Here is a 21302-nt window from a genome sequence, read left to right as displayed (position 1 = left end):
GGCGAAGCCGCCGTTGGTGTCCGGACGTCGCCCGCCGTTCGGCATCCGGTCATGTGACATCCCTAAGGTGCCCGCCATGAGACGTATCGCGATGATGATGTGCGCGGGCGCGCTGGCCCTCGGGGCCGCCGCTCCCGCCGCCAATGCCGAGCCCGGTCGCCCGGAGTACGGCCGGGCGACGCTGACCGGTTTCGCGTCGCTGGCCGCCCAGACCTTCGTCCCCGGCAGCGAGGCGTCCGGCGCACAGCTGGGCACGGCCCCGATCAACGGCCTGACCCCGCCCTTCTCCGGGCAGCCTGTGCAGGGGTTCAGCGGCATCGCCCGCCACGGCGACGGCAGCTACGACGTGCTGTCGGACAACGGCTTCGGCGCCAAGGCCAACAGTGCCGACTTCCTGCTGCGCGTGCACCGGATCAGGCCGGACTTCCGGGCGAAGAGCGTGCACGTGCTCGGCGGCTTCAACCTGTCCGACCCGCGCGGCCTCGTGCCGTTCCCGCTCACCAGGGCGGACCGCATGCTCACCGGCGCCGACTTCGACGTCGAGTCGATCGTGCGCTCCCTGGACGGCACGTACTGGATCGGCGACGAGTTCGGCCCGTTCCTGCTGCACGTCAACAGGCGGGGCGAGCTCATCGACGCTCCGATCGAGCTGCCGGGCGTCAGGGCGCCCGAGAACCCGAACCTGAACGGCGCCCAGCCGAACCTGCGCAGCAGCAAGGGCTTCGAGGGGATGGCCAGGTCTGTGGACGGCCGCCGCGTCTATCCCCTCCTGGAGGGCACCGTCACCGGCGACCCGGACGGCACGTTGCGGATGCACGAATTCGACCTGCGCAAGCGCGCCTACACCGACCGCCGGTGGACCTACCGCCTCGACGACCCTTCCCACGCCATCGGCGACGCGATCGCGGTCGACGACCACCGGTTCCTGATCATCGAGCGGGACAACCTGCAGGGCGACGCGGCCAAGGTCAAGCGCATCTACCTGGCCGACACGCGGGACAGGGACGGCGACGGCGCGCTCGACAAGACGCTGGTCGCCGACCTGCTCGATCTCGTCTCGCCCGAGGGGACGTTCAGGTTCCCGTTCCAGACGATCGAGGACGTGATCATCCTGGACGACCGTACGCTTGGCGTCCTCAACGACAACAACTTCCCCTTCTCCTCGGGCCGTACGGCGGGCAGCCCGGACAACAACGAGTTCATCACCATCCGCCTGGCACGCGCCCTCCACGCCGACCCGAGGGTCTACCGCTAGACGAGCCGCGCACCTGCCACGTGATCCGGATGTCGACGCGCACGCCTGCGCGTCGACATTCCCGTTTCCGCCCCAAAGAGTGTGATAAAAGACCTCTTCGCCCCATTCAGAATAACCGCACCGACGGATATTGCTAAATGGGCAATTGTCCCTTTTGCGTGATGCGTGCACACTCTCTCACGCAGCCCCTTGCTTCAAGTCCGCGAGGAGGAACGGGAAAAGAGATGGCTAAGCGCTTCTCACGGATGGCTCGCAGCCGAGAGTGGGTGCTTGAAGTGGCGGCACCCCCGCGCGGGCAGCGGAGAGCGCCGCAGCACCCCGCCCCGGGGAACGCGCCGGAAAATCCGGCTTAGTCAAGCAGGAAGCTGGTTGCACAAAGAAGCGGGTAATGTCCGTTTATCCGCCGATCGACGGGATATCTACGTTGCGCGCAAGATAATCCTTCAGGGTTACATGGGGCGTTTTCCAGCGATTTGGCGAATAGCCATGCTGGGGCAAAACAAGTCTTTTCAGGGGGAATCACGCAATGTATAAGCTCAAGGGTGTCGTCACAGCGGCCGCCGTCTGCTGCGTTCTGAGCGCCGGCACTGTGGGCCTCGGCGCCGCGACCGCCGCCACCGCGGCCAGCGCCAGCACCGCCTCCAGCGCCGGCTGGCACGGCGGCTGCGGGGGCGGCGGCTGCGGGGGCGGGCGCTGGGGCCGGACCCTGCTCGCCCAGTTCCACAAGCAGTTCCAGAGGCAGCGTCAGTTCCAGAGGCAGCTGCAGAAGCAGATGCAGACCCAGTCGCAGAACCTGCACCAGAACGTCAACTTCCACCTGAACACCTCGTCCGACGCGGACGCCATCGCCGACGCCACCGCCAGGCAGCGGGCCGAGGCCGAGGCCAGGCAGCGGGCCGAGGCAGAGGCCAGGCAGCGGGCCGAGGCAGAGGCCAGGCAGCGGGCCGAGGCGGACGCGGACGCGAGGCAGCGCGCTGACGCCGACGCCCGCAACCGCGCGGAGTCGGACGCCGACGCGAGGCAGCGTGCCGACGCCGACGCCCGCAACCGCGCGGAGTCGGACGCCGACGCGAGGCAGCGTGCCGACGCCGACGCCCGCAACCGCGCGGACGCCGACGCGGACGCCGACGCCCGCAACCGCGCGCAGGCGGAGGCGGACGCCGAGGCGCGCAACCGTGCACAGGCGGAGGCGGACGCCAGGCAGCGCGCGGAGGCCGACGCCCGCAACCGGGCGGACGCCGAGAGCAGGAACCAGAACGAGGCCGAGGTCAAGAACAAGGTTGAGCAGGACCTCCGCAACCGGCTCGAGGCCGAGCTGCGCAACCAGTTCGAGATCGAGCTCAAGCGGAGGCTCGACGCCGCGCTCGCCCAGGACGCGGCCAGGGCCTGATCCGAGACCGAGGACAAGGTAGCCGCCTGCTGTGCGGCGGCGGGGGCTGATCCTCCGAGCAGCCCCCGCCTTGCCCTTGATGATCAGTCCCGCTGCCGAGGCCGCAAGAGCACCGGCAGGGCGGCGGCCGTCGCCGGAGGAATCCAGGACCGGCCGCCGCCGAGTGGGAACCCGTCGCGATGAACCCCGGGGGGCCGAGCGGGCACGCGTGTCCGCCCGGCCCCTTTCGGGCGTGTCAGGGCCGTCCACCCGACCCTTGGGTCAGAGCAGGTCCTCGATCGTGATCGGGATCTTGTGCAGGCGGCGGCCGGTGGCGTGGAAGATCGCGTTGGCGACGGCGGCGCCCGAGCCGACCATGCCGATCTCCCCCACTCCCTTGACGCCCATCGGGTTGACCACCGTGTCCTGCACCTCGATGGTCTCGATCCGCACGTCAGGCGCGTCGGCGTTCACCGGGTGATCGCGGGCGTCTCCTCGTAGGTGACGCGGACGAGGCGGGCCGCGTGTTCCGCGCGTTCGAGGTTAAAAACCCTCATTGCCGGACATGCTGCCCAGTCGGCCTGACCCAGCCGCGCAGGAACCCGTCGCCGGTCCCTCAGTGCGGCAGCTCGGCGGGCTTGCGGCGCCACCGGCGAGACAGCCACGACAGGCGGCCGTCGCGGCCGAGGCGCCCGCGCAGCGGAAGGCCGAACGTGTTGACTTCCTCCCCACGGCTGAAGACCGGGGATTCCAACCCTCGCGGGTCGGGCTTCCTGCTTCACCGCCGATCGCCCGCCGAGGAGGTCTCCCCTTGAGGTCTTACATCAGCTCCACAGGCGTTTCACCTCTCGGCCGGCCCGGCCGCGAGGATGTTCCTGGCCGCGTTCACGTCCCGATCATGGGATGCGCCGCAGGCGCACACCCACTCCCGGACGTTCAACGGCATCGTGTCTTGCAGGGTCCCGCAGGCGGAACACAGCTTGGAGGAGGGAAACCACCGGTTCAGCGCCGCCGACGACTGCACGTAGGAGACCCGGCGGCCCTCCAGCCTGTAAGCGCGGGTGCGCTCCTCCAACGCCTTGTTGTAGACGAGGCGAACGCAACCGAACGTCCGGGCAAGCTCTTCGGCTTGCTCGGGGGTCGGGTGGAAGCGGTACTTGAACGCCCGCTTCACAGCCTGCGCCACATCGCACATTCTAGCGATAGTTCGACAGATTTCGGGTGTGTGTTCGATAAAAGTCCTGTGACACGCGTGCCGCGTTTCCTCCCCACGGATGAATCCTGGGGTCTCCACGCTTCAGGGGTTTTGATGAACGCCTCGGCCTGCAGCGCCGACACGCCGATCCTGGGCAGGTCGCGGGCCGTCGGGTAGACGACGAACCGCGGCTCCCAGATCGGCCGGAACTTGGCGTTGAACCGGTACAGCGACTCGATCTGGAACCAGTGCGACAGGAACACCAGCAGCCCCCGCCACGCCCGCAGCACCGGGCCCGCGCCCAGCCGCTCGCCGCGGGCCAGCGCCGCGCGGAACATCGCGAAGTTCAGCGACACCTGGGTGATGCCCATGCCGGGGGCGGCCTGCAGCGTCTTGACGATCAGCAGCTCGTTCAGCCCGGGGTCGGCGTCGCGGTCGCGGCGCATGAGGTCGAGGGAGATGCCGTGCGGGCCCCACGGCACGTAGTGCAGCACGGCCCTGATCTGGCCCTGCCGGTGCGCGGTGACCACCACGCAGTCGGGGTCGGCCGGATCGCCGAAGCGGCCCAGGGCCATGGAGAAGCCGCGTTCCGTCTCGGCGCCCCGCCAGGTGGCCGACGCCGACCTGATCCGCTCCTTCTCCTCCTCCGGCAGGTCGGCCACCCGGCGTACCAGGCAGGTGTAGCCGGCCCGCTCGGTCCTGTTGGCCATCTGGCGGACGTTGCGCATCGCCCGCCCCTCCAACGTGAAGTCGGCGACCTCGACCACCGCCTCGTCGCCTATCTCCAACGCGGACAGCCCGGCCTCGCGGGTCCACACCTCGCCGCCCGTCTCGCCGCAGCCGATCACGGCGGGCACCCAGGCGTGCCGCCTGGCCTCCGCCATGAACACCTTGATCGCCGCGGGCCACGCCTCGATGTCGCCGATCGGGTCGCCGCTGGCCAGCATGACGCCGGAGACCACCCGGTAGGCGATCGCGGCCTTGCCGGACGGCGAGAAGAGCACGCTCTTGTCCCGCCGCAGCGCGAAGTAGCCGAGCGAGTCGCGCTCACCGTGCCTGTCGAGCAGCAGGCGCAGGCGTCTCTCGTCCTCGTCCGTCAGCCGGGCGGCCGGCCGCTCGGGGCGCAGCAACAGATAGACCGTGGTGACAGCGGTCACGGTGCCGAGCGCGAGCAGCGAGAAGTAGACCAGGTCGCCCACCCTCTCCATGGTGAACGTCACCGGGCCCTCGATGCCGACCAGGCCGAGAGCCACCTCCTCGAGCCGATCGAGCACGCCCGGGTCGCCCACGATGACCCGCGGGCGCAGGCTCACGATCAGGTATCCGAGGCCGAGGGAGAACGTGCCGAGCGCGAGCAGGTTCCACAGCGCCCGCCACCGGCTGCGCGGATCGGACAGCGCGTAGAACTCCCGCCGGTTCACCAGGAGAGCGGCCAGGATGACCAGGCTGATGACCGCGGTGGCGGGATGGCGCAGGTGGATGAACGCCACGGTCGCGCTCACCGGCAGCAGGATCACGACCGCCCGCCAGGCCCGCGCCTTCCTGCGGCGCAGGCCGTGCGCGATCATCACCAGCAGGATGCCCACCACCAGCGAGGACGCGCGTGCGACCGTGGTCACGATCCCGGGCAGCACGTCGGACCACGCCACCACTTTGCTGCGGCCGAAACCGGGGGCCACCGCCCTGAAGATGTCGAGGAGCCCGATCGTCAGCGACGCGTAGCCCGCGACGGCCGGCACCCAGGGGCGCGAGATCTGCCTCACAGAGAAGTTCAACGCCGCGAACGGTAATCCGCGCGTTAACTCCCCCCTTACCTATGGCGAGTAACCCTTGAGGTATGGGAATCACGTCGGTTCCGCTCCAGCTCCTCGTGGCCGTGCTGGCGCTCGGCGCGCGCTGGTCGCCACCGTATGGGTGTGGCCGCGTCTGGCCGGGCGGCACTGGACCCGCGCTACTGGGCCGGGTGGGAGCGCTGCTGGGCGACCAGGAGCTCTCCCGACCGGCGTGTGTCGTCAGTGGGCGGTCCAGCCGCCGTCGACGGGAAGGATCGCGCCGGTGATATAGGAGGCGGCGGGGCCGGCCAGCAGGAGGGCGGCGGCTGTCAGTTCGCCGGTCTCCGCCCAGCGGCCGGCGGGGACCTGGTGGTCGAGGAAGTCGCGTACCCGCGGGTCGTCGTCGACGTTCTCGTTGAGCGGGGTGCGGAACGGCCCGGGGGCCAGGGCGTTGACGCAGATGCCGGTGCCGGCCAGCTCGACCGCCAGGCTCCGGGTGAGCTGGACCACCGCGCCCTTGCTGGCGGCGTAGCCGGCCCTGCCCGCGGCGCCGACGAGGCCGAGGGCGCTGGCCAGGGTGACGATGCGGCCGTATCCCGCGGCGCGCATGTGCGGGACGGCCGCCTGGCAGGCCACGAAGGTCCCGACGACGTTGACCTCCAGGCAGCGGCGCAGGGTGGCCGCGTCCAGGTCGCCGAGCTCTCCCCTGGCCTGGACGCCCGCGCTGGTCACCAGGATGTCCAGGCGTCCGAACCGGTCGGCGACCTCGTCGACGACCCGGTGTACGGCGTGCTCGTCGCTGACGTCGCAGGCCAGCCCGAGTGCCTGCCGGCCGGTGGCGGCCGCGATCAGGGCGGCGGCCCGCTCGCTGGTGTCCTGTGAGCGGCCGACGACCGCGACGGCCGAGCCTGCTTCGGCGAGGGCCAGCGCGATGGCGTGACCCAGTCCTGAGGTGCCGCCGGTGACGATCGCGACCTGCCCGGTCAGCTCCGCGCCCACGTCACAGCCTCGCTCATGTTGCCTCCTTCACAGCGTCGCGCCTGCCGAATCCTAACGGCACGCGGTCCGGACGAGCCGCGCGCGAAAACTTCTCCGGATCCCAGCCATCCGCGGACCCGCCGGCGCCGAATCAAGCGTCGAGGACTCCGGCCGGGCCTCTCGACCAGTAGGCACCAGCATCCAAAGGATCACACTGACATGAAGCTCCGGACCAACCGGCGTGCCCTGATCGGGCTGGCCGCCGCGGCGGCACTGACGGCCTCGTCCCTGGCCCTGCTGCACCCCACGACCGGCACCGCGTCCTCGCATCGCGAGGCGCCGCTGATCGCCGGCGACCCGCGCAACGACAACACCGACGTCTACGCGTTCGTCAGCCCCGACAAGACCGACACGGTCACCCTGCTCGCGAACTTCCTCCCGTTCGAGGAACCGGGCGGCGGGCCCAACTTCTTCACCTTCGACACGCAGTCCCGCTACAACATCAAGATCGACAGCAACGGCGACGCCCTGCCCGACGTCACCTACCAGTGGACGTTCCGCGACGAGGACCGGCGCGGCAACTCGACGTTCCTCTACAACAACGGCCCCGTCACCTCCATCGACGACCCGAACCTGCTGTTCAGGCAGCGCTACACCCTCCAGCGCATCACCCCGCACGGGGTCACCACGCTGGTCAGGAACGGCGTCGTCGCGCCCAGCAACACCGGGGCCGCCTCCATGCCGTCCTACGCCACGCTGCGCGCCCAGTCGATCGCCTCCGTGCGAGGAGGCGGCAGGTCGTTCGCGGGCCAGTCCGAGGACCCCTTCTTCCTCGACCTGCGTGTCTTCGACCTGCTCTATGGCGGGAACCTGTCCGAGGTCGGCCAGGACACTCTCAAGGGGTACGGCGTGCAGACGCTGGCCCTGCAGGTGCCCAAGGACGCCGTGGCTCTCAAGGGAGACGCCAGGCGCAACCCCGTCATCGGCGTGTGGTCGAGCGTGGACAAGTGGAGCCCGCAGGGCTTCAAGCAGGTCTCCCGCCTGGGACAGCCGCTGGTCAACGAGGTCGTCCTGCCCGCCGGGCTCAAGGACGCCTTCAACTCGGTGAGCCCGGACAAGGACGCGGGCCTGCCCGCCGTCGTCAAGCGGGTCACCAGTCCCGAGGTCCCGCGGCTGCTGGAGAAGATCTACGGCCTGAAGGCTCCCAAGACCCCGCGCAACGACCTGGTCGAGATCTTCCTGACCGGCGTCGCCAAGGACAACGGTCCGATCAAGGCCGATCTCAACTCGCAGATCCTCAACAAGGACGCAGGCAAGCTGCGTCCCTCCGAGATGCTGCGGCTGAACATGTCCATCCCGCCGACCGCCTCCCCCAACAGGCTGGGCGTGCTCGCCGGTGACCTGCAGGGCTTCCCGAACGGCCGCCGTCTCTCCGACGACGTCGTGGACATCGCGCTCCAGGCGATGGCCGGCGCCGCCCAGACCGGCAAGCTCGTCGACGCCCTGGCCGCCGGCGACAAGGTGGACGCCAACGACAAGGCGTTCGGCGGGTCCTTCCCCTATGTCGCGCTCCCGGGGAACACCTCGGTCAACGCCGGCGCGGCGCGCTGAGCCCCACGCGGGGCCGGGCACCCCGGCCCCGCTCCCCTCACCTTTCACTGGAGGTCATCGTGATGCCATCACGACGCGGGGTGGCGCTCGCCGCGGGCGGCCTGGTTCTGGCCGTCGCCCTGACCGCCGCCGCGGCCCTGCTCCCCTCGTCCGCTCCGCCCGCCGCGTCGGCGCCCGCCCCTGCCGCGCGGGTCGAGACGGCCGTGTCCACCACGTCCGTGCGCGCGGTCGTCGACGCGCTGAACGCCAGGCTGCGACGGCTGCCGCTCGACCACCACGCGTGGGCCCAGCTCGGCGCCGCCTACGTCCAGGAGGCCAGGATCACCTCCGACCCGTCCCTCTACGCGCGGGCCCAGCAGGCCCTGGACCGCGCCTCCGCGCTGGCCCCCGGCGACGCCGCCACCCTGACGGGAAGCGCGGCGCTGGCCGCGGGACGGCACGACTTCGCGCGGGCCGTACGGGTGGCCGACCAGGCGATCGCCGCCAACCCGTACGGCTCGACCGCCTACGGGGTGCTCTCCGACGCCTACACCCAGCTCGGCCGCTACGGCGACGCCGCGAAGGCCGCCGACCGAATGATGGCCCTGCGTCCGGGCATCTCCTCCTACACGCGCGCCTCCTACGCCGCCGAACTGCGCGGCGACCTCGCCCAGGCCCGCAAGCTCCTCGGCTACGCGCTCCGCGACGCCTACGCCCCCGAGGACGTCGCCTACGCCCGCTTCTCGCTCGGCGAGCTGTCGCTGCACGCGGGTGATCTGCCCGCCGCCGCCGAGCAGTACCGGCTGGCCCTGGACAGCGCGCCCGGCTTCACCCCCGCCCTCGCGGGAGGGGCCAGGGCGGCCGCGCTGTCGGGACGGCTCCCGCAGGCGCTGGACGACTACGCCACGCTGGTCGCCCGCCTGCCGCTGCCGCAGTACATCATCGAGTACGGCGAGGCCCTCGCCGCGGCGGGCCGCGACCCCGCACCGCAGTGGAAGCTGCTGCGGGCCCAGCGCGAGCTCATGGACGCCGCGGCCGTGAAGGACGACCTGACCTGGGCCGAGTTCGAGGCCGACCACGGCTCCCCCGCCAAGGCCGTGGGCCACGCCCGCGCCGAGTACGCCCGCCACCCCAACCTGTCGGCCGCCGACGCCCTGGCCTGGGCGCTCCACCGCGCCGGACGCGACCGCGAGGCCCTGCCGTACGCCGTCAAGGCCACCTCGACCGGCTGGCGCAACGCGCTCGTGCTCCGGCACCGCGCCGCCATCGAGCACGCGCTCGGCGACACGGCCGCGGCCGCCCGCACCACCGCCCGCGCCGAGGCGGCCAACCCCACGTTCGTGCCCGCCCTTCCCGCCCTTGCGAGGTTCTCTTGACCTCCTTCCCACGGCTGAAGCCGGGGGACTCCAACCCTCGCGGGTCGGGTTTCCTGCTTCACCGCCGGCCGCCCGCCCAGCTTGCGCCGCTTGGGTCTCACGCCGGCTCCACAGGCGTTTCACCTCTCGGCCAGCCCGGCCGCGAGGATGTTCTTGGCCGCGTTCACATCCCGGTCAGGGGACGCGCCGCACACGCATTCCCAGCTCCGGACGTTCAGCGGCATCGTCTCTTGCAGGGCTCCGCACGCCGAGCACAGCTTGGAGGAGGGAAACCACCGGTCCACGACCACGAGTTCCCGCCCGTACCACGCTGCTTTGTACTCCAGCATGCCGCGCAGCTCGCGCCAGCTCGCATCCGAGATGGCGCGCGCCAGGCGATGGTTCTTGACCATGTTGCGCACGGCGAGGTCCTCGATCACGACCGTTTGGATGCCCCTATGTTCGTCAAGTCACGGACGAGTCGAGTAGTCACTTTGTGCAGGAAATCACGGCGCCGATCGGCGATCCGCGCGCGCCACGTCTCGCATTCTACCGAACGATCAGCTAGGTATCGCATGTTTGTTCGAAAGGAAGGTGTAGCACCGTGCCGCGTTTCCTCCCCAGGGCGGAAGCCCGGGGTCTCCACGCTTCAGGAGTTCCGATGAAGCGGTACGGCCGCGCGGCCGGCCTGTGCGCCGCACTGGCGACGGCGGCCGCGCTGACCGCGACGGTCGCGCCGCCGGCCGCCGCCGCCACGCTCGCCCACCCGCTGGGCAACTTCACCGTCAACCACTACGACGGATTGAAGGTCCTGCCCGACAGGATCGAGAACCTCGCGATCGTGGACAGCGCCGAGCTGCCGACGCTGCAGGCCAAGCCGTCGGTCGACGCCGACGGGGACGGCACCGTCTCGGACGCCGAGCACGCGGCGCACGCCACGGCGGAGTGCGCCGCGCTGGCCTCGGCCCAGCGGCTCACCGTGAACGGCGCGGCCAGGCCGTGGCAGGTCACCGAGGCGGGCCACGGTTACGCTCCCGGCCAGGGAGGGCTGTGGACCAGCCGCCTCACCTGCCGGCTGAGAGCGGACGGCGGGCCGGGGACCGTCGGGTTCAGCGACGGCTTCCTTGCCGACCGCATCGGCTGGCGGGAGATCACCGCCGTGGCCGAGGGCGTCCGGCTGGCCGGCTCGACGGTGCCCGCCACCAGTGTCAGCCAGGAGCTTCGCCGCTATCCCGACGACCTGTTGTCCAGCCCGCTCGACCAGCGCGCGGCCGAGCTGTCCGTCGTCCGGGGCGCGGGAGCGGGCTCGGGTCCCTCCGCGCCCGTCCTGCCAGGCGTCGTTCCCGCCGGAGGCCTGATCGGCGACGCGCTCGCGACGCTCGACCGCACCTTCACCGAGCTGGTCGGCGCCGAGTCGCTCACGCTTCCGCTGGGCGTCCTCGCGGTGCTGCTGGCCGCCGTCCTCGGGGCTGGGCACGCGCTGATCCCCGGGCACGGCAAGACCATCATGGCCGCCTACCTGGCGGGGCGGAGGGGCCGTCCGAGGGATGCGCTGCTCGTCGGCGCGACGGTGACCGTGACCCACACGGCCGGGGTGCTGGCGGTGGGGTTGCTGCTGACCCTCTTCTCCAGCCTCGCGGGGGAGGCGGTGCTGGCCTGGCTGGGTACGGCGGGCGGCCTGCTGATCACCGCCATCGGGGCGGGGCTGGCCCGCTCCGCCTGGAAGTCGATCGGCACGGGCACCGCCGCCACTGCCTTCCACGGCCACGGGCATGGCCACGGGCATGGGCACGGGCATGGGCACGGGCATGGGCACGGGCACGGGCACGGGCACGGGCATGGACACGGGCATGGACACGGGCACGGGCATGGACACGGCGAGGTGTCCGCGACGGCGACTCTCCTGGAGGAGCGGCGGGAACAGGCCCCCGTCCCCGTACCGTCGGCCCCCGGCCGTCGCGGCCTGATCGGTCTCGGCGTCGCGGGAGGCCTGATCCCCAGCCCGTCCGCGCTGGTCGTGCTGCTGGGCGCGATCGCGCTGGGCCGCACGTGGTTCGGCGTCGCCCTCGTCCTCGCCTACGGCCTCGGCATGGCGGCCACGCTCACCGCCACCGGCCTCCTGCTGGTCACGCTGGCCGCCCGCCTCGACCGTCTCGCGCACGCGGGCCGGGCCCTGCCCGCCCGGCTGTCGGCCCTCGCCCCAGGGGCGACCGCGCTCCTGGTGGTCCTGCTCGGTCTCGGCCTCACCCTGAGAAGCCTCGGCGACCTGTTCCTGTCGTGACGATCGCGCGCGGCCGTGAGCCGGACGTTGACAGCCGGCAGCGCGCGCTGGAGCGTGATGCACGCGGGCCACGAATCACGCGTCGCACCCGTCCGGAAGCCGAGTGGCCGCGAATGACCAGTATGCGGATGGTGACGGGAGGGCACATGCGAGCGGAGCCGGGGTCGACGCGGGACCGGTCGGGCGACGGCCGAAGTCCCGGGCTGGAGGAGCTGCTGGGCCGGGTGGCCCGCGGCGACCGCGCCTCGTTCGAGCAGGTGTACGAGCAGGTGGCGGCACGGGTCTTCGGCATGGTGGTGCGCGTCCTGCGTGATCGCGCGCAGAGCGAGGAGGTCGCCCAGGAGGTGCTGGTGGAGGTGTGGCGCAACGCCGCCCGCTACGAGCCGGGACGGGGTTCGGCGATGGCCTGGATCATGACGATCGCCCATCGCCGCGCCATCGACAGGGTGCGCTCGGCCAGCGCGGTCACCGAGCGAGAGGACAGGGTCGCGCGCATGGACGTGCGCAGGCCCTTCGACGAGGTGGCCGAGTCCGTGGAGAACAGCCTGGAGCGGGAGCGGCTGCGCAGGTGCCTGACGGGACTGACCGAGCTGCAACGGGAGTCGGTGACCTTCGCCTACTTCGGCGGGTACTCCTACCGTGAGGTCGCCGAGCTGCTCAAGGTTCCCCTCGGGACCGTCAAGGCCCGCATGCGCGATGGCCTCATCCGGCTGCGCGATTGCCTGGGAGTGGAGCGATGAACGGCGGGCAGGACGTGCACATGCTGGCGGGCGCATACGCGCTGGACGCCATCGACGACGAGCTGGAGCGCAGGCGCTTCGAGGCGCACCTGGACGGGTGCGGCGACTGCGCGCAGGAGGTCGGGGGGCTGGCCGAGACCGCCGCCCTCCTCGGCCAGGCGATGGCCGCGACGCCGCCGCCCCAGCTGAAGAGCCGGGTGATGGCCGAGATCGGTCAGGTGAGGCAGCTGCCTCCGGTCGTGGCGCGGCAGGGATCGCACCGCGGGTTCACCCGCGGGCGGGTGGGTGCGCGGGCCGCCAAGGTGGTCGCCGCCGCGGGCGTGGCCGCGGCGGTCGCGCTGGGCGCGCTCGCCTATCAGGCCAGGACCGAGCTGGATGACCTGCGCACGGCCAACAGGCAGGTGGAGGCGGTGCTGGCGGCCCCTGACGCGCGCCGGGCCAGCCTCAAGGAGGGGCAGGGCGTGGAGGGCACCGTGGTGCTGTCCCGCTCGGCGGGGCGGATGGTGTTCATCGCCTCGGGGCTGGCTCCGCTGCCCGACGACAAGACCTACCAGCTCTGGCAGCTCTCGCCGGGGCAGGCGCATCCTGCCGGGCTGCTGCGGCCGGATGACAGCGGCTACACGGCGCCTACGGTGGCCGTACCGGTGTCGGGGGCCACGTCGGTCGGGCTGACCGTGGAGCCGGCGGGCGGCTCGGCCGCTCCGACCACGACGCCGCTGCTGGTGATGGACCTGCCGGCCGCGTGACGTCAACGCCTGCCACCGTCGGCGTACCCGGCCCGCGGACCCACGTCCGGCTCGCCGTCCGGGCCGACGGCGGTCCTCGGTCGCTTCCGAGCCGCTCAGCTCAGGGCGACGGCGGCCAGCTTGGTGTGGATCTCGGAGACCAGGAACAGCCGTTTTCCGCCGAACCTGAACAGCGAGGTGTGGGCCAGCCCGATGAGGTCGCGTGAATAGGCGGGCCCCATGGCGCCGCCCGATCCGTCGGCGAGTTTCAGCCGGTACGGCTGGGGCGGCTCCTCGTAGGTTCCGCCGCGCATCACGATGGCGGTCTCGCGGTCGATCAGGGCGGGGATCGCGGTGGCCTCCTCGCCCAGGCTCCTGCTCCACAGCAGTTCGGCGTTCGTGAGGTCGATCGCCACGACGGCGTTGCTCGAGCGGTAGTCGTTGACCTTGCGCTCCTTCGTGAGCGTCACCATGGTCCGCCCCGCGACGAGCGCCCTGAACCGGCCGCGATCGGTGCCGCTGAGACCCACGGCGGACATGTCGAGCGTGCCGTACTCGCCGGTCCGCGGGATCGTGGTGACCCGCTTTCCGCCCTTGCCCAGGACCAGGTAGCGGGGCTCGCCCATGACCGCGGCCAGCACGATGGGCTTGGCGGAGACCAGCCAGGTGGCCACGCCCGAATCGTGGCCCACCTGATCGGCGGTCAGGTCGGTACGCCAGCGCCTGGCGCCCGTCGAGGCGTTCACGCCGAACACCGCCACCGGGTAGGCCTTGTCACACGTGGCGAGCATGACGGCGGCGTCGGGCGCGGCCAGCACGTCGGTGAAGGCGCAGGAGCCGCCGTCGCCCTTGCCGCGGGCGTCCTTGATCTCCCAGCTCTTGGCGCCGTCCGCCAGGCCGTATCCGACGGCGCTGAAGCCGTAGGCCACGACGACGGACCGGCCCACGATCGCGAGCGAGGCCCGCTTGGGCGGGGACAGGCCGCCTCTGCGCAGCGAGCGGTAGTTGTCGGTGTCTCTGAGGTCGGCGCTCCACAGCCGCTTGCCGGTGGCGAGGTCGACCAGCGTGATCGCCGTGCAGTCCACGTGCGTCATGCCCTGCACCACCTCCGACCGCCGGAGGGAGCCGTAGGCGAGGACCGCCGTGCCGTTCCTGGCCTCCTGGCCGACGCCGCAGAACTTCCCGCCGTCGGGGGGCGGCAGCTTCCAGCGCGGCTCGCCGGTTCCGGCGGCGAGGCCGACCACGCCGGTGGCGTCCGCGCGGACGAGGAGGCCGCCGGCGAGCCACGAGCCGAACGATCCCGCGTGTCCCGCGCGGTCGTCGGTGACGGCGGCCACCGCCCACGCCTCCTCGCCGGTCAGTTCGGCCGTCATGCTCGGGGAGGCTCGCGTCGTCCGCTCGTCGCGTGGGCCGCCGCCGGCCGGGGCGCCCGCTCCGCCGTCCCATGGGCGTACCAGGACGACGACGGCTCCTGCCGCCACGACCGCCAGGAGCACGGCTCCCGCCAGGACGGGCACGAGCCGGCCTCTGCCTTTGCGGGGCGGCCCTGGCGGAGGTTGCCGATACGGGGCCTGTTGGTAGGGCGGCTGCCCGTAAGGCCCAGGTTGTCGCTGATCCCCCTGACACACACCAGTCACTTTAGTAACCGAACCCGGAAAATCGGCTAAAGTGGCGTCGCGTCCGCGAGGCGTCCCGCGAGCATGCGGGCGTTTTCGCCCAGTTCGGGCCCGCCGGTGATCGCGGCCCGCCAGCGCCGCAGGGGTCCTGGCATGTTCATCGCCAGGACACCGGAGACGCGGTCGCCCTGCCGGTACACCGCCACGAACCTGCCCTCCGCGACCGCGCCTTCCACGATCAGGGCCTGGTCGCCGCACGGGTCTCCGAAGATCTGGATCTTCCTGTCGTACTGGTCGGACCAGATGTACGGCGTCGGCGCGAACGGCGTGGCGCCGGATCCCGCCAGCAGGTTCCTGGCCGCGGCCATGCCCTGCTCGGTGGCGTTGGTGCGGTGTTCGACGCGCATGAGCCTGCCGTACGACGGGTGGGACCAGCGGGCGACGTCCCCCGCCGCGAAGACTCCCGGAGCGGCCGCGCAGTACTGGTCGCAGAGGACGCCGTCGAGCAGGTGCAGCCCGCTGTCGCGCAGCCAGCCGGTGTCGGGCGTCGAGCCGATGGCCACCAGGACGGTGTCGGCGGCGAGAACGGAGCCGTCCTGGAGCTCGACCCCGGTGGCGCGCCCGCCGGTGGAAAGGACGCGCGACACGGCGACGCCGGTGCGCAGCCTGACCCCGTGGCCGCGATGGAGGTCGGCGAGCACCTCGCCGACGCGACGCCCGACGGCCCTCCCCATCGGGACCGCCCCGGGCTCCACCAGGCACACCTCGACGCCGTGACGTCGAGCGGTGGCCGCCACCTCGGCCCCCAGGAATCCCGCGCCGACGATGACGAGGCGGCTGCCCCGCACCAGCGCGTCACGGAGCCCGAGCGCGTCGTCGAGGGTCCGCAGCACGTGCACCCCCGCCAGGCCGCCGGTGCCCGGCATGCGCCGAGCGCGGACCCCGGTGGCGATGATCAGCCCGTCGTACGGGACGGACGTGCCGTCGGACAGCGTGAGCCGTCCCGCCCGCGGGTCGAGGCGGGTCCCGGTGACGCCGAGACGCAGGTCCAGATCCAGCGCGGCGATCTCGGCGGCGGTCCGCAGAGCCAGCCGATCCGGCCGCCACTCCCCGCTGAGCAGCTGCTTGCTCAAGGGAGGCCGATCGTACGGTGGACCTGCCTCGTCGCCGACGAGGGTGAGCGCGCCGTCGAACCCCTCCAGGCGCAGGGCCTGGACGGCGGCCAGTCCGGCGGCTCCGGCCCCCACGACGGCGACGCGGCGCGGTCGCGTCACGTCCGGCGTCACGTCTCCTCCACGTGGATGCACGCGGTAGGACAGGCGATGGCCGCCTGCCGCACGGCGGCGTGGTCCTCGGGCGCGGGCGTGGGGTTGAGCAGGATCACGATCCCGTCCTCCTCGCGCTGGTCGAACACGTTGGGCGCGAACAGCACGCACTGCCCCGAGGCGCTGCACCTGTCGACGTCGACGGTCACTCGCATGACGGACTTCCCTTTCCCGCGCTTCACCAGGCGACCGGCAGCGCGTGCACGCCGTAGATGGCCATGTCGGTGCGCAGCGGGACCTCTTCGCTTCCCACCGCGAGCCGCAGGCCGGGGAAGCGGCGCAGCAGCGCGGGGTAGGCGATACGCATCTCCACCCTGGCCAGCTGCTGGCCCAGGCACTGGTGGATGCCGTAGCCGAAGGCGAGGTGCCCCGCCACGGAGTGGGTCAGGTCGAGCTCCTCGGGGGCGGCGAAGCGTTCGGCGTCGCGGTTGGCCTGGGCCAGGTAGAGGGTCACGGACTCCCCCGCCTTGATCGTCCGGCCCTCGACCTCGACGTCTTCCAGGGCGACCCGTACGACATGGAAGAGGACGCTCAGGTAGCGCAACAGCTCCTCGACCGAGGCCGCCACCGCCTCTGGGCCCGCGTCGCGGAGGGCGGCCAGCCGCGCGGGGTTGGACAGCAGGGCGAAGGTGCCGAGGGCGAGCATGTTGGCCGTGGTCTCGTGGCCGGCGATGAGCAGCAGGAACGCGATCCCGGCCAGCTCCTGCTCGGTCAGGTCCCGCTGGGCGGCCAGGCCGCTGAGCAGGTCGTCCTCCGGCTCGGCGCGCTTGCGCACGGCCAGCTCGGACAGGAACGTCATGAGGTCGGCGAACGCCGTCTCGCGTCGCTTCGGCTCGGCCTCGACGTTGAGGAGCATGGCGGAGTCCCGCTGGAACTTCTCGCGGTCCTGGTACGACACCCCGAGCAGCTCGCAGATCACCAGCGAGGGGATCGGCAGGGCGAAGTCCTCCACCAGGTCGGACGGCGAGCCGTGCCGTTCCATCAGCGCGAGCTGGTCGGCGACGATGGCCTCGATCCTGGGTTCGAGCGCCTTCATCCGCCGGACGGTGAACTCGCCGGTCAGCAGGCGGCGGTAGCGGGTGTGCTCCGGCGGGTCCATGCGGAGGAAGAACCCGGGAGGCACGCTCAGGCTCGTGGGCTTGGCCAGCGGCGAGTGCGCCAGCTCCGAGCGGACGCTGAACCGGGGGTCTCCGAGGACGGCCCGCGTGGCGGCGTAGCCCGTCACCAGCCAGCCCTGGTGTCCGTCGGCGTAGGTCATGGGGCGGATCGGGCCCTCCGCCTGCCAGAGCCGTAGCTCCTGTGGCGGGTCGAAGGGGTTCTGGCGTGCGGTGGGCAGGGTGGATCGCGACATTGGCGGCTCCTTGTCCGTTGACGTTCTCCGCCCATTAAAAGCGCAGTCATCGTAAAATTGCAACCATCGCGAAAATGCAAGCTATGCAGTACGCTGGCCGCATGGTTGAGGAACTTGGGCACAGGGAGCGGAAGAAGCTCCGGACCCGGCACGCGCTCGTCCAGGCGGCGCTCCGCCTCTTCGAGGACAAGGGCTACGAGGAGACCACCCTCGCCGAGATCGCGCAGGAGGCAGGGGTCGCGCCACGGACGTTCTTCGCCTACTTCGCCGGCAAGGAGGACGTCGTCTTCTTCGACGACCACACGAGGCTCGAACGGGCCCTGGAGCTCATCGACCGGCGCGGGCCCGACGAGACGCTCGTCGAGTTGCTGCGCCGCCTCCTCGTGGAGGGCCTGTTCTCCGGCTCGGCGGACTCCGAACTCGCGATGCGGCTCGCGCCTGTGCGCAGCCGGCTGGTCGCCACGGTCCCCGCCCTGCAGGCGCGGGAGCTGCACCTGCTGTTCGACACCCAGCGGCGGCTCGTGCGGGCGCTCAGAGAGGCCTATCCGGGCGAGCTGGATCTCGTCGCCGCCGCCACCGCCGTCGGCGCGCTGGTGGGCGCCGTCAAGCTCACCTCGGCCGCCTGCCTGGAGCGCGGCGACACACCCGAGGAGATCTGGGAAGCCACCCGCCGCGCCGCCGACCTGGTCGCGAACGGACTCCAGACCCTCGGCGCCCCGTAATCGGGGACACAACTCCTTACGGCGTAATGTATTGTTCTCGCAGAGAACGGCTTACGCCGTATAGAGATGACGGAGAGGACGAGCCCATGCCATCCGCGACCCTTCACGACGGATCCACGATCGAGGTGGAGGTCCACGGCGAAGGACCGACCGTCCTGCTGCCGCTCAACCCCACGCCCGCCGAAGAGGGCCCCCAGGCCGAGGAGATGCGCAAGTGGGGCGCCGACCCCTCTCTCGGCCACTCCATCATCACCGGGCTGAGCGACGCGTTCCGAGTCGTCGCCTTCGACTACGAGGGGCACGTCCTGAGCGCGCCGAAGCCCGGCACGCTCACGCCCGACAACATCGCCGCGGACATACTCGCCATCGCCGACGCGGCGGGCGCCTGCCGCTTCGCCTACTACGGGTACTCGTGGCTGGCCGTGCTCGGCATCCAGCTCGCCATCCGCACCGACCGCCTCACGGCGCTCGCCATCGGCGGCTACCCGCCCGTCGCCGGGCCGTACGGGGACATGCTCAAGGTGACCAACGCCGCCCACCGGATGGCGGGCGAGACACCGAACGCGCCGTCCGCCAAGGGAGAGCCCGGCGACTGGTCGAGCGTCTCTGTGTCGATGTCGCTCGACCAGACCCGCCAGTTCGTGACGCTCTACGAGGCGCTGCAGAGCTTCGACGACCGTGCCGCCCAGGACCGGATCACCTGCCCCAGGCTGTGCTTCGCCGGCTCGGCCGACACGATCGTGTACGGGCCCGAGTGGGACGACGCGCGGGTGGACATCGCCGGGCCCGTCCTGTCACTGCGCGCGGAACTCGAGGGGCTCGGCTGGGAGGTGCGCGTCCTCGACGGGCTCGACCACATGCAGGCCATGCAGGCGGGTCAGGTCATTCCCGTCATCCGTCCGTGGCTGGCCGCCGAGCTGTCGTCAGTCGCGGGCTGACCACCACGGACGCGGCCTCGGCGTGTCAGTCGCGAGCCGACACCACGGGCCCCGGCTCGGCGAGGAGGGCCGCCGTCGGGAGGCGGGCCTCCACCAGGGTGCCGCCGCCGGGGCGGGAGGTGACGACGCAGGAGCCGCCGAGCTCCGCCGCGCGCTCGCGCATCGACGACGTGCCGACCCCCGCCCTGCCGTCGGCGCGCAGGCCCACGCCGTCGTCCTCGACGCTGACCACGAACAGCGCGGCCTCGCGGACCAGGGCGATCCTGGCCATGGACGCCCCCGCGTGCCGCCGCACGTTCGTCACCGCCTCCTGCGCGATCCGGTACGCGGCCACCTCGACGGCGGCGGGCAGGTCGCCGAGCTCGCCGTCCACGACCACCTCGACAGCCGTCCCCGCCTCGTCACCCCTGGACAGGGTCGCCTCCGCCAGCTGTCGTACGGCCTCGGCCAGGCCGAGGTCGTCGAGCGCGGGCGGGCGCAGGCCGTAGACCAGTTCGCGGATGTCGCCCGTGACCGCCTCCATGCCGGAATGAAGGTCCTTGAGCAGGTCGTCCGCGGTGCCGGGAGCGCGCTTGATGCTGATGCGGGCGATGTTGATCGTCATGGCCATCGCGCCCAGCGTCTGCCCGAGCCCGTCGTGCAGGTCGCGGCGGAGCCTGCGGCGTTCCTCCTCGCGGGCGGCCAGGATGCGTTCCCTGGAGCGTTGCAGATCGGCGGCCATGCGCGTGGCGTGCGCCACGTCGGCCACGTACGGCAGCAGCGTCGCGATGACCCGCTCGTCGTGCGCGGCGGCGAACCTGCGCGCCCCCGGGCGGCCGATGAGCAGGCGGCCGACGGGCTCGCCGTGCCAGACCAGGGCGATCTCGCGGGGCGAGGCGCCGATGTCACCGCTCTCGACCGACAGGCCGCCGGTCACCCGTACGGCCACGCCGTCCACCGCGAGGCCGTCGCGCACGACCTCGACCACCACGCCCAGCGCCTCGGCCGGATCGGCGCGCCTGACCTCCTGCGTGAGCCGTTCGGCCAGGAGGCGGGGGTCGCCGACAGGGCCGTACATCAGCCGGTCCACCGCCCGCTGCAGGGAGCGGCGCATGGGCTGGAAGAACGCGCCGGCGAACAGCGCGGCGGCGAGCCCGGCGACCTGGTGGTATTCGGCGACCAGCAGGCTCGACACGGCTCCCACGCCGAAGTAGACGCCGCTGACCGCCGTGATCAGGCCCGCGGCCACGAAGGCCCGGCTGATGACCGTGTCGATGCCGAACAACCGGTAGCGCAGCACGGACACCATGACGGCGACGGGGATCAGCGCGGTCCAGAGGACGGCGGGCGCCCAGTAGTCGTCGCCGAGCAGCAGGAAGACGATGTAGACGGCGAAGGTGACGAGCGGCCACGCGATCTGGCGGCGCGTCGCGGGGTCTCCCCCGCGCAGGCGGGCCACGAGCGCGAACAGCGCCACGACGACGCACACCTCCATGGCGAGGTAGGCCGCCTCGTAGAGCTGGAGGTGGATCGGCGCGAGTGCCTCGATCTTCAGCGGGTTCGGGATGACCGCGGGGCGACGGAGCGCTCCGGGGGCGGGCTTGGGCCGGACGGCGAGGAGGAAGGCGAGCGAGGCGAACACGGCCATGCTCACCACGACGTGCACCCGCCATCGCGGCGACGGCAGCCGGCCGTCCGGCGCGAGCAGCGGCACCAGCACCGCGAGGATCCCGCCGCCGAACGCCCACGTGGTTCCCGAGGCGATGCGCAGCACGCCCGCGGCGTCCATCGATCCCGCGCCCGCCGCATGGAACATCAGCATCCCGGCGAGGACGCTGACCCCGGCGAAGAACCCGCCCGCGCACATCAGCCAGCCCACGATGAGCCGGGGCCGCCGCGACACCACGAAGGCGCCGACGAGAGGGAACGCGAGCCCTGCCGCATGGTCGGGAGTGGAGGGGACGGACGGCCGCCATGCTCCGGGCAGCCGTGCCTGGATCAGGAACGCCACCACCACGGCGAGCACGGACACGGCCGCGACACTCCACGCGATGACGCGCGCCAGCGCAGCTCCCCGACCGTCCACCCGGGGATTATGTCCGGAATGAGGC

Annotated in this window: 17 protein-coding genes and 3 pseudogenes; 9 read left to right on the top strand and 11 right to left on the bottom strand. The window is 71.9% G+C overall.

Annotated elements, in window-relative coordinates; genetic code table 11:
• The first annotated feature begins 76 nt into the window (after positions 1-76).
• Both AB0B45_RS22650 and AB0B45_RS22645 read left to right on the top strand, forming a co-directional pair.
• Positions 77-1255, top strand: a complete 1179-nt coding sequence (locus tag AB0B45_RS22650; protein WP_358133525.1) for an esterase-like activity of phytase family protein — start codon at positions 77-79, stop codon at positions 1253-1255.
• A gap of 526 nt (positions 1256-1781) precedes the next feature.
• Positions 1782-2645 (top strand): hypothetical protein, encoded by an 864-nt coding sequence (locus AB0B45_RS22645; protein WP_358133523.1) that lies wholly within the window; start codon positions 1782-1784, stop codon positions 2643-2645.
• Between the two features lie 261 nt (positions 2646-2906).
• Here the strand turns inward: AB0B45_RS22645 and AB0B45_RS22640 are convergent, their stop codons facing one another.
• From AB0B45_RS22640 to AB0B45_RS22620, 5 genes and pseudogenes are all read right to left on the bottom strand, one after another.
• Positions 2907-3098, bottom strand: coding sequence for a hypothetical protein (locus AB0B45_RS22640; RefSeq protein ID WP_358133521.1), 192 nt, complete (start codon positions 3096-3098; stop codon positions 2907-2909).
• A gap of 373 nt (positions 3099-3471) precedes the next feature.
• Positions 3472-3630: pseudogene (locus AB0B45_RS22635) on the bottom strand (transposase); the annotation flags it as partial.
• Positions 3631-3723: 93 nt separating this feature from the next.
• Positions 3724-3819, bottom strand: a pseudogene (locus AB0B45_RS22630) (helix-turn-helix domain-containing protein); the annotation flags it as partial.
• Positions 3795-5594, bottom strand: a complete 1800-nt coding sequence (locus tag AB0B45_RS22625) for a phosphatidylglycerol lysyltransferase domain-containing protein (RefSeq protein ID WP_358133518.1) — start codon at positions 5592-5594, stop codon at positions 3795-3797. The pseudogene AB0B45_RS22630 and the gene AB0B45_RS22625, both read right to left, overlap by 25 nt.
• A gap of 237 nt (positions 5595-5831) precedes the next feature.
• Positions 5832-6590, bottom strand: a complete 759-nt coding sequence (locus AB0B45_RS22620; RefSeq protein ID WP_358133515.1) for a glucose 1-dehydrogenase — start codon at positions 6588-6590, stop codon at positions 5832-5834.
• Between the two features lie 198 nt (positions 6591-6788).
• Between AB0B45_RS22620 and AB0B45_RS22615 the strand changes: the two genes are divergently transcribed.
• Together AB0B45_RS22615 and AB0B45_RS22610 are read left to right on the top strand one after the other, a co-directional pair.
• Entirely contained in the window at positions 6789-8180 is a 1392-nt protein-coding gene (locus AB0B45_RS22615; RefSeq protein ID WP_358133513.1) for a DUF4331 domain-containing protein, read from the top strand.
• A gap of 62 nt (positions 8181-8242) precedes the next feature.
• Positions 8243-9535, top strand: a complete 1293-nt coding sequence (locus AB0B45_RS22610) for a tetratricopeptide repeat protein (protein WP_358133510.1) — start codon at positions 8243-8245, stop codon at positions 9533-9535.
• Between the two features lie 50 nt (positions 9536-9585).
• Here AB0B45_RS22610 and AB0B45_RS22605 read toward each other — a convergent pair.
• Positions 9586-10046, bottom strand: a pseudogene (locus AB0B45_RS22605) (RNA-guided endonuclease TnpB family protein); the annotation flags it as partial.
• Between the two features lie 129 nt (positions 10047-10175).
• Here AB0B45_RS22605 and AB0B45_RS22600 point away from each other — a divergent pair.
• The 3 genes from AB0B45_RS22600 (at position 10176) to AB0B45_RS22590 (ending at position 13281) form a co-directional block, all read left to right on the top strand.
• On the top strand, positions 10176-11795 hold the full coding sequence (locus AB0B45_RS22600; RefSeq protein ID WP_358133507.1) for a High-affinity nickel-transporter: 1620 nt from the start codon (positions 10176-10178) through the stop codon (positions 11793-11795).
• 146 nt (positions 11796-11941) lie between these two features.
• The gene (sigK, locus tag AB0B45_RS22595; RefSeq protein WP_358133504.1) at positions 11942-12535 is read left to right on the top strand and encodes an ECF RNA polymerase sigma factor SigK; all 594 of its coding nucleotides are present in this window, start codon (positions 11942-11944) and stop codon (positions 12533-12535) included.
• Positions 12532-13281: an anti-sigma factor gene (locus AB0B45_RS22590; protein WP_358133502.1), complete on the top strand. Its 750-nt coding sequence runs from the start codon at positions 12532-12534 to the stop codon at positions 13279-13281. Before sigK ends, AB0B45_RS22590 begins: the two co-directional genes overlap by 4 nt.
• Positions 13282-13376: 95 nt before the next feature.
• Here the strand turns inward: AB0B45_RS22590 and AB0B45_RS22585 are convergent, their stop codons facing one another.
• The 4 genes from AB0B45_RS22585 to AB0B45_RS22570 form a co-directional block, all read right to left on the bottom strand.
• Complete coding sequence (locus tag AB0B45_RS22585) at positions 13377-14777, bottom strand: PQQ-binding-like beta-propeller repeat protein (protein ID WP_358133499.1); 1401 nt, start codon at positions 14775-14777, stop codon at positions 13377-13379.
• 146 nt (positions 14778-14923) lie between these two features.
• Positions 14924-16162, bottom strand: coding sequence for an FAD-dependent oxidoreductase (locus AB0B45_RS22580; RefSeq protein ID WP_358133496.1), 1239 nt, complete (start codon positions 16160-16162; stop codon positions 14924-14926).
• The gene (locus tag AB0B45_RS22575; RefSeq protein WP_358133493.1) at positions 16159-16356 is read right to left on the bottom strand and encodes a ferredoxin; all 198 of its coding nucleotides are present in this window, start codon (positions 16354-16356) and stop codon (positions 16159-16161) included. The genes AB0B45_RS22580 and AB0B45_RS22575 overlap by 4 nt, the downstream gene beginning before the upstream one ends.
• 23 nt (positions 16357-16379) lie before the next feature.
• A complete protein-coding gene (locus AB0B45_RS22570; protein ID WP_358133491.1) occupies positions 16380-17552 on the bottom strand; it encodes a cytochrome P450 in 1173 nt (390 codons plus the stop codon).
• 101 nt (positions 17553-17653) lie between these two features.
• Between AB0B45_RS22570 and AB0B45_RS22565 the strand changes: the two genes are divergently transcribed.
• Positions 17654-18274, top strand: a complete 621-nt coding sequence (locus AB0B45_RS22565; RefSeq protein WP_358133488.1) for a helix-turn-helix domain-containing protein — start codon at positions 17654-17656, stop codon at positions 18272-18274.
• Positions 18275-18360: 86 nt separating this feature from the next.
• Positions 18361-19212 (top strand): alpha/beta hydrolase, encoded by an 852-nt coding sequence (locus tag AB0B45_RS22560; protein WP_358133485.1) that lies wholly within the window; start codon positions 18361-18363, stop codon positions 19210-19212.
• 25 nt (positions 19213-19237) lie between these two features.
• Here the strand turns inward: AB0B45_RS22560 and AB0B45_RS22555 are convergent, their stop codons facing one another.
• Entirely contained in the window at positions 19238-21277 is a 2040-nt protein-coding gene (locus AB0B45_RS22555) for a sensor histidine kinase (protein WP_358133483.1), read from the bottom strand.
• Between the last annotated feature and the right edge of the window lie 25 nt (positions 21278-21302).

The sequence above is a fragment of the Nonomuraea sp. NPDC049152 genome (assembly GCF_040648355.1).
In the GTDB taxonomy this organism is placed as follows: domain Bacteria; phylum Actinomycetota; class Actinomycetes; order Streptosporangiales; family Streptosporangiaceae; genus Nonomuraea.
Note: the sequence above shows the minus strand (reverse complement) of the source record. Positions and strands in the feature narration are given on the sequence as shown.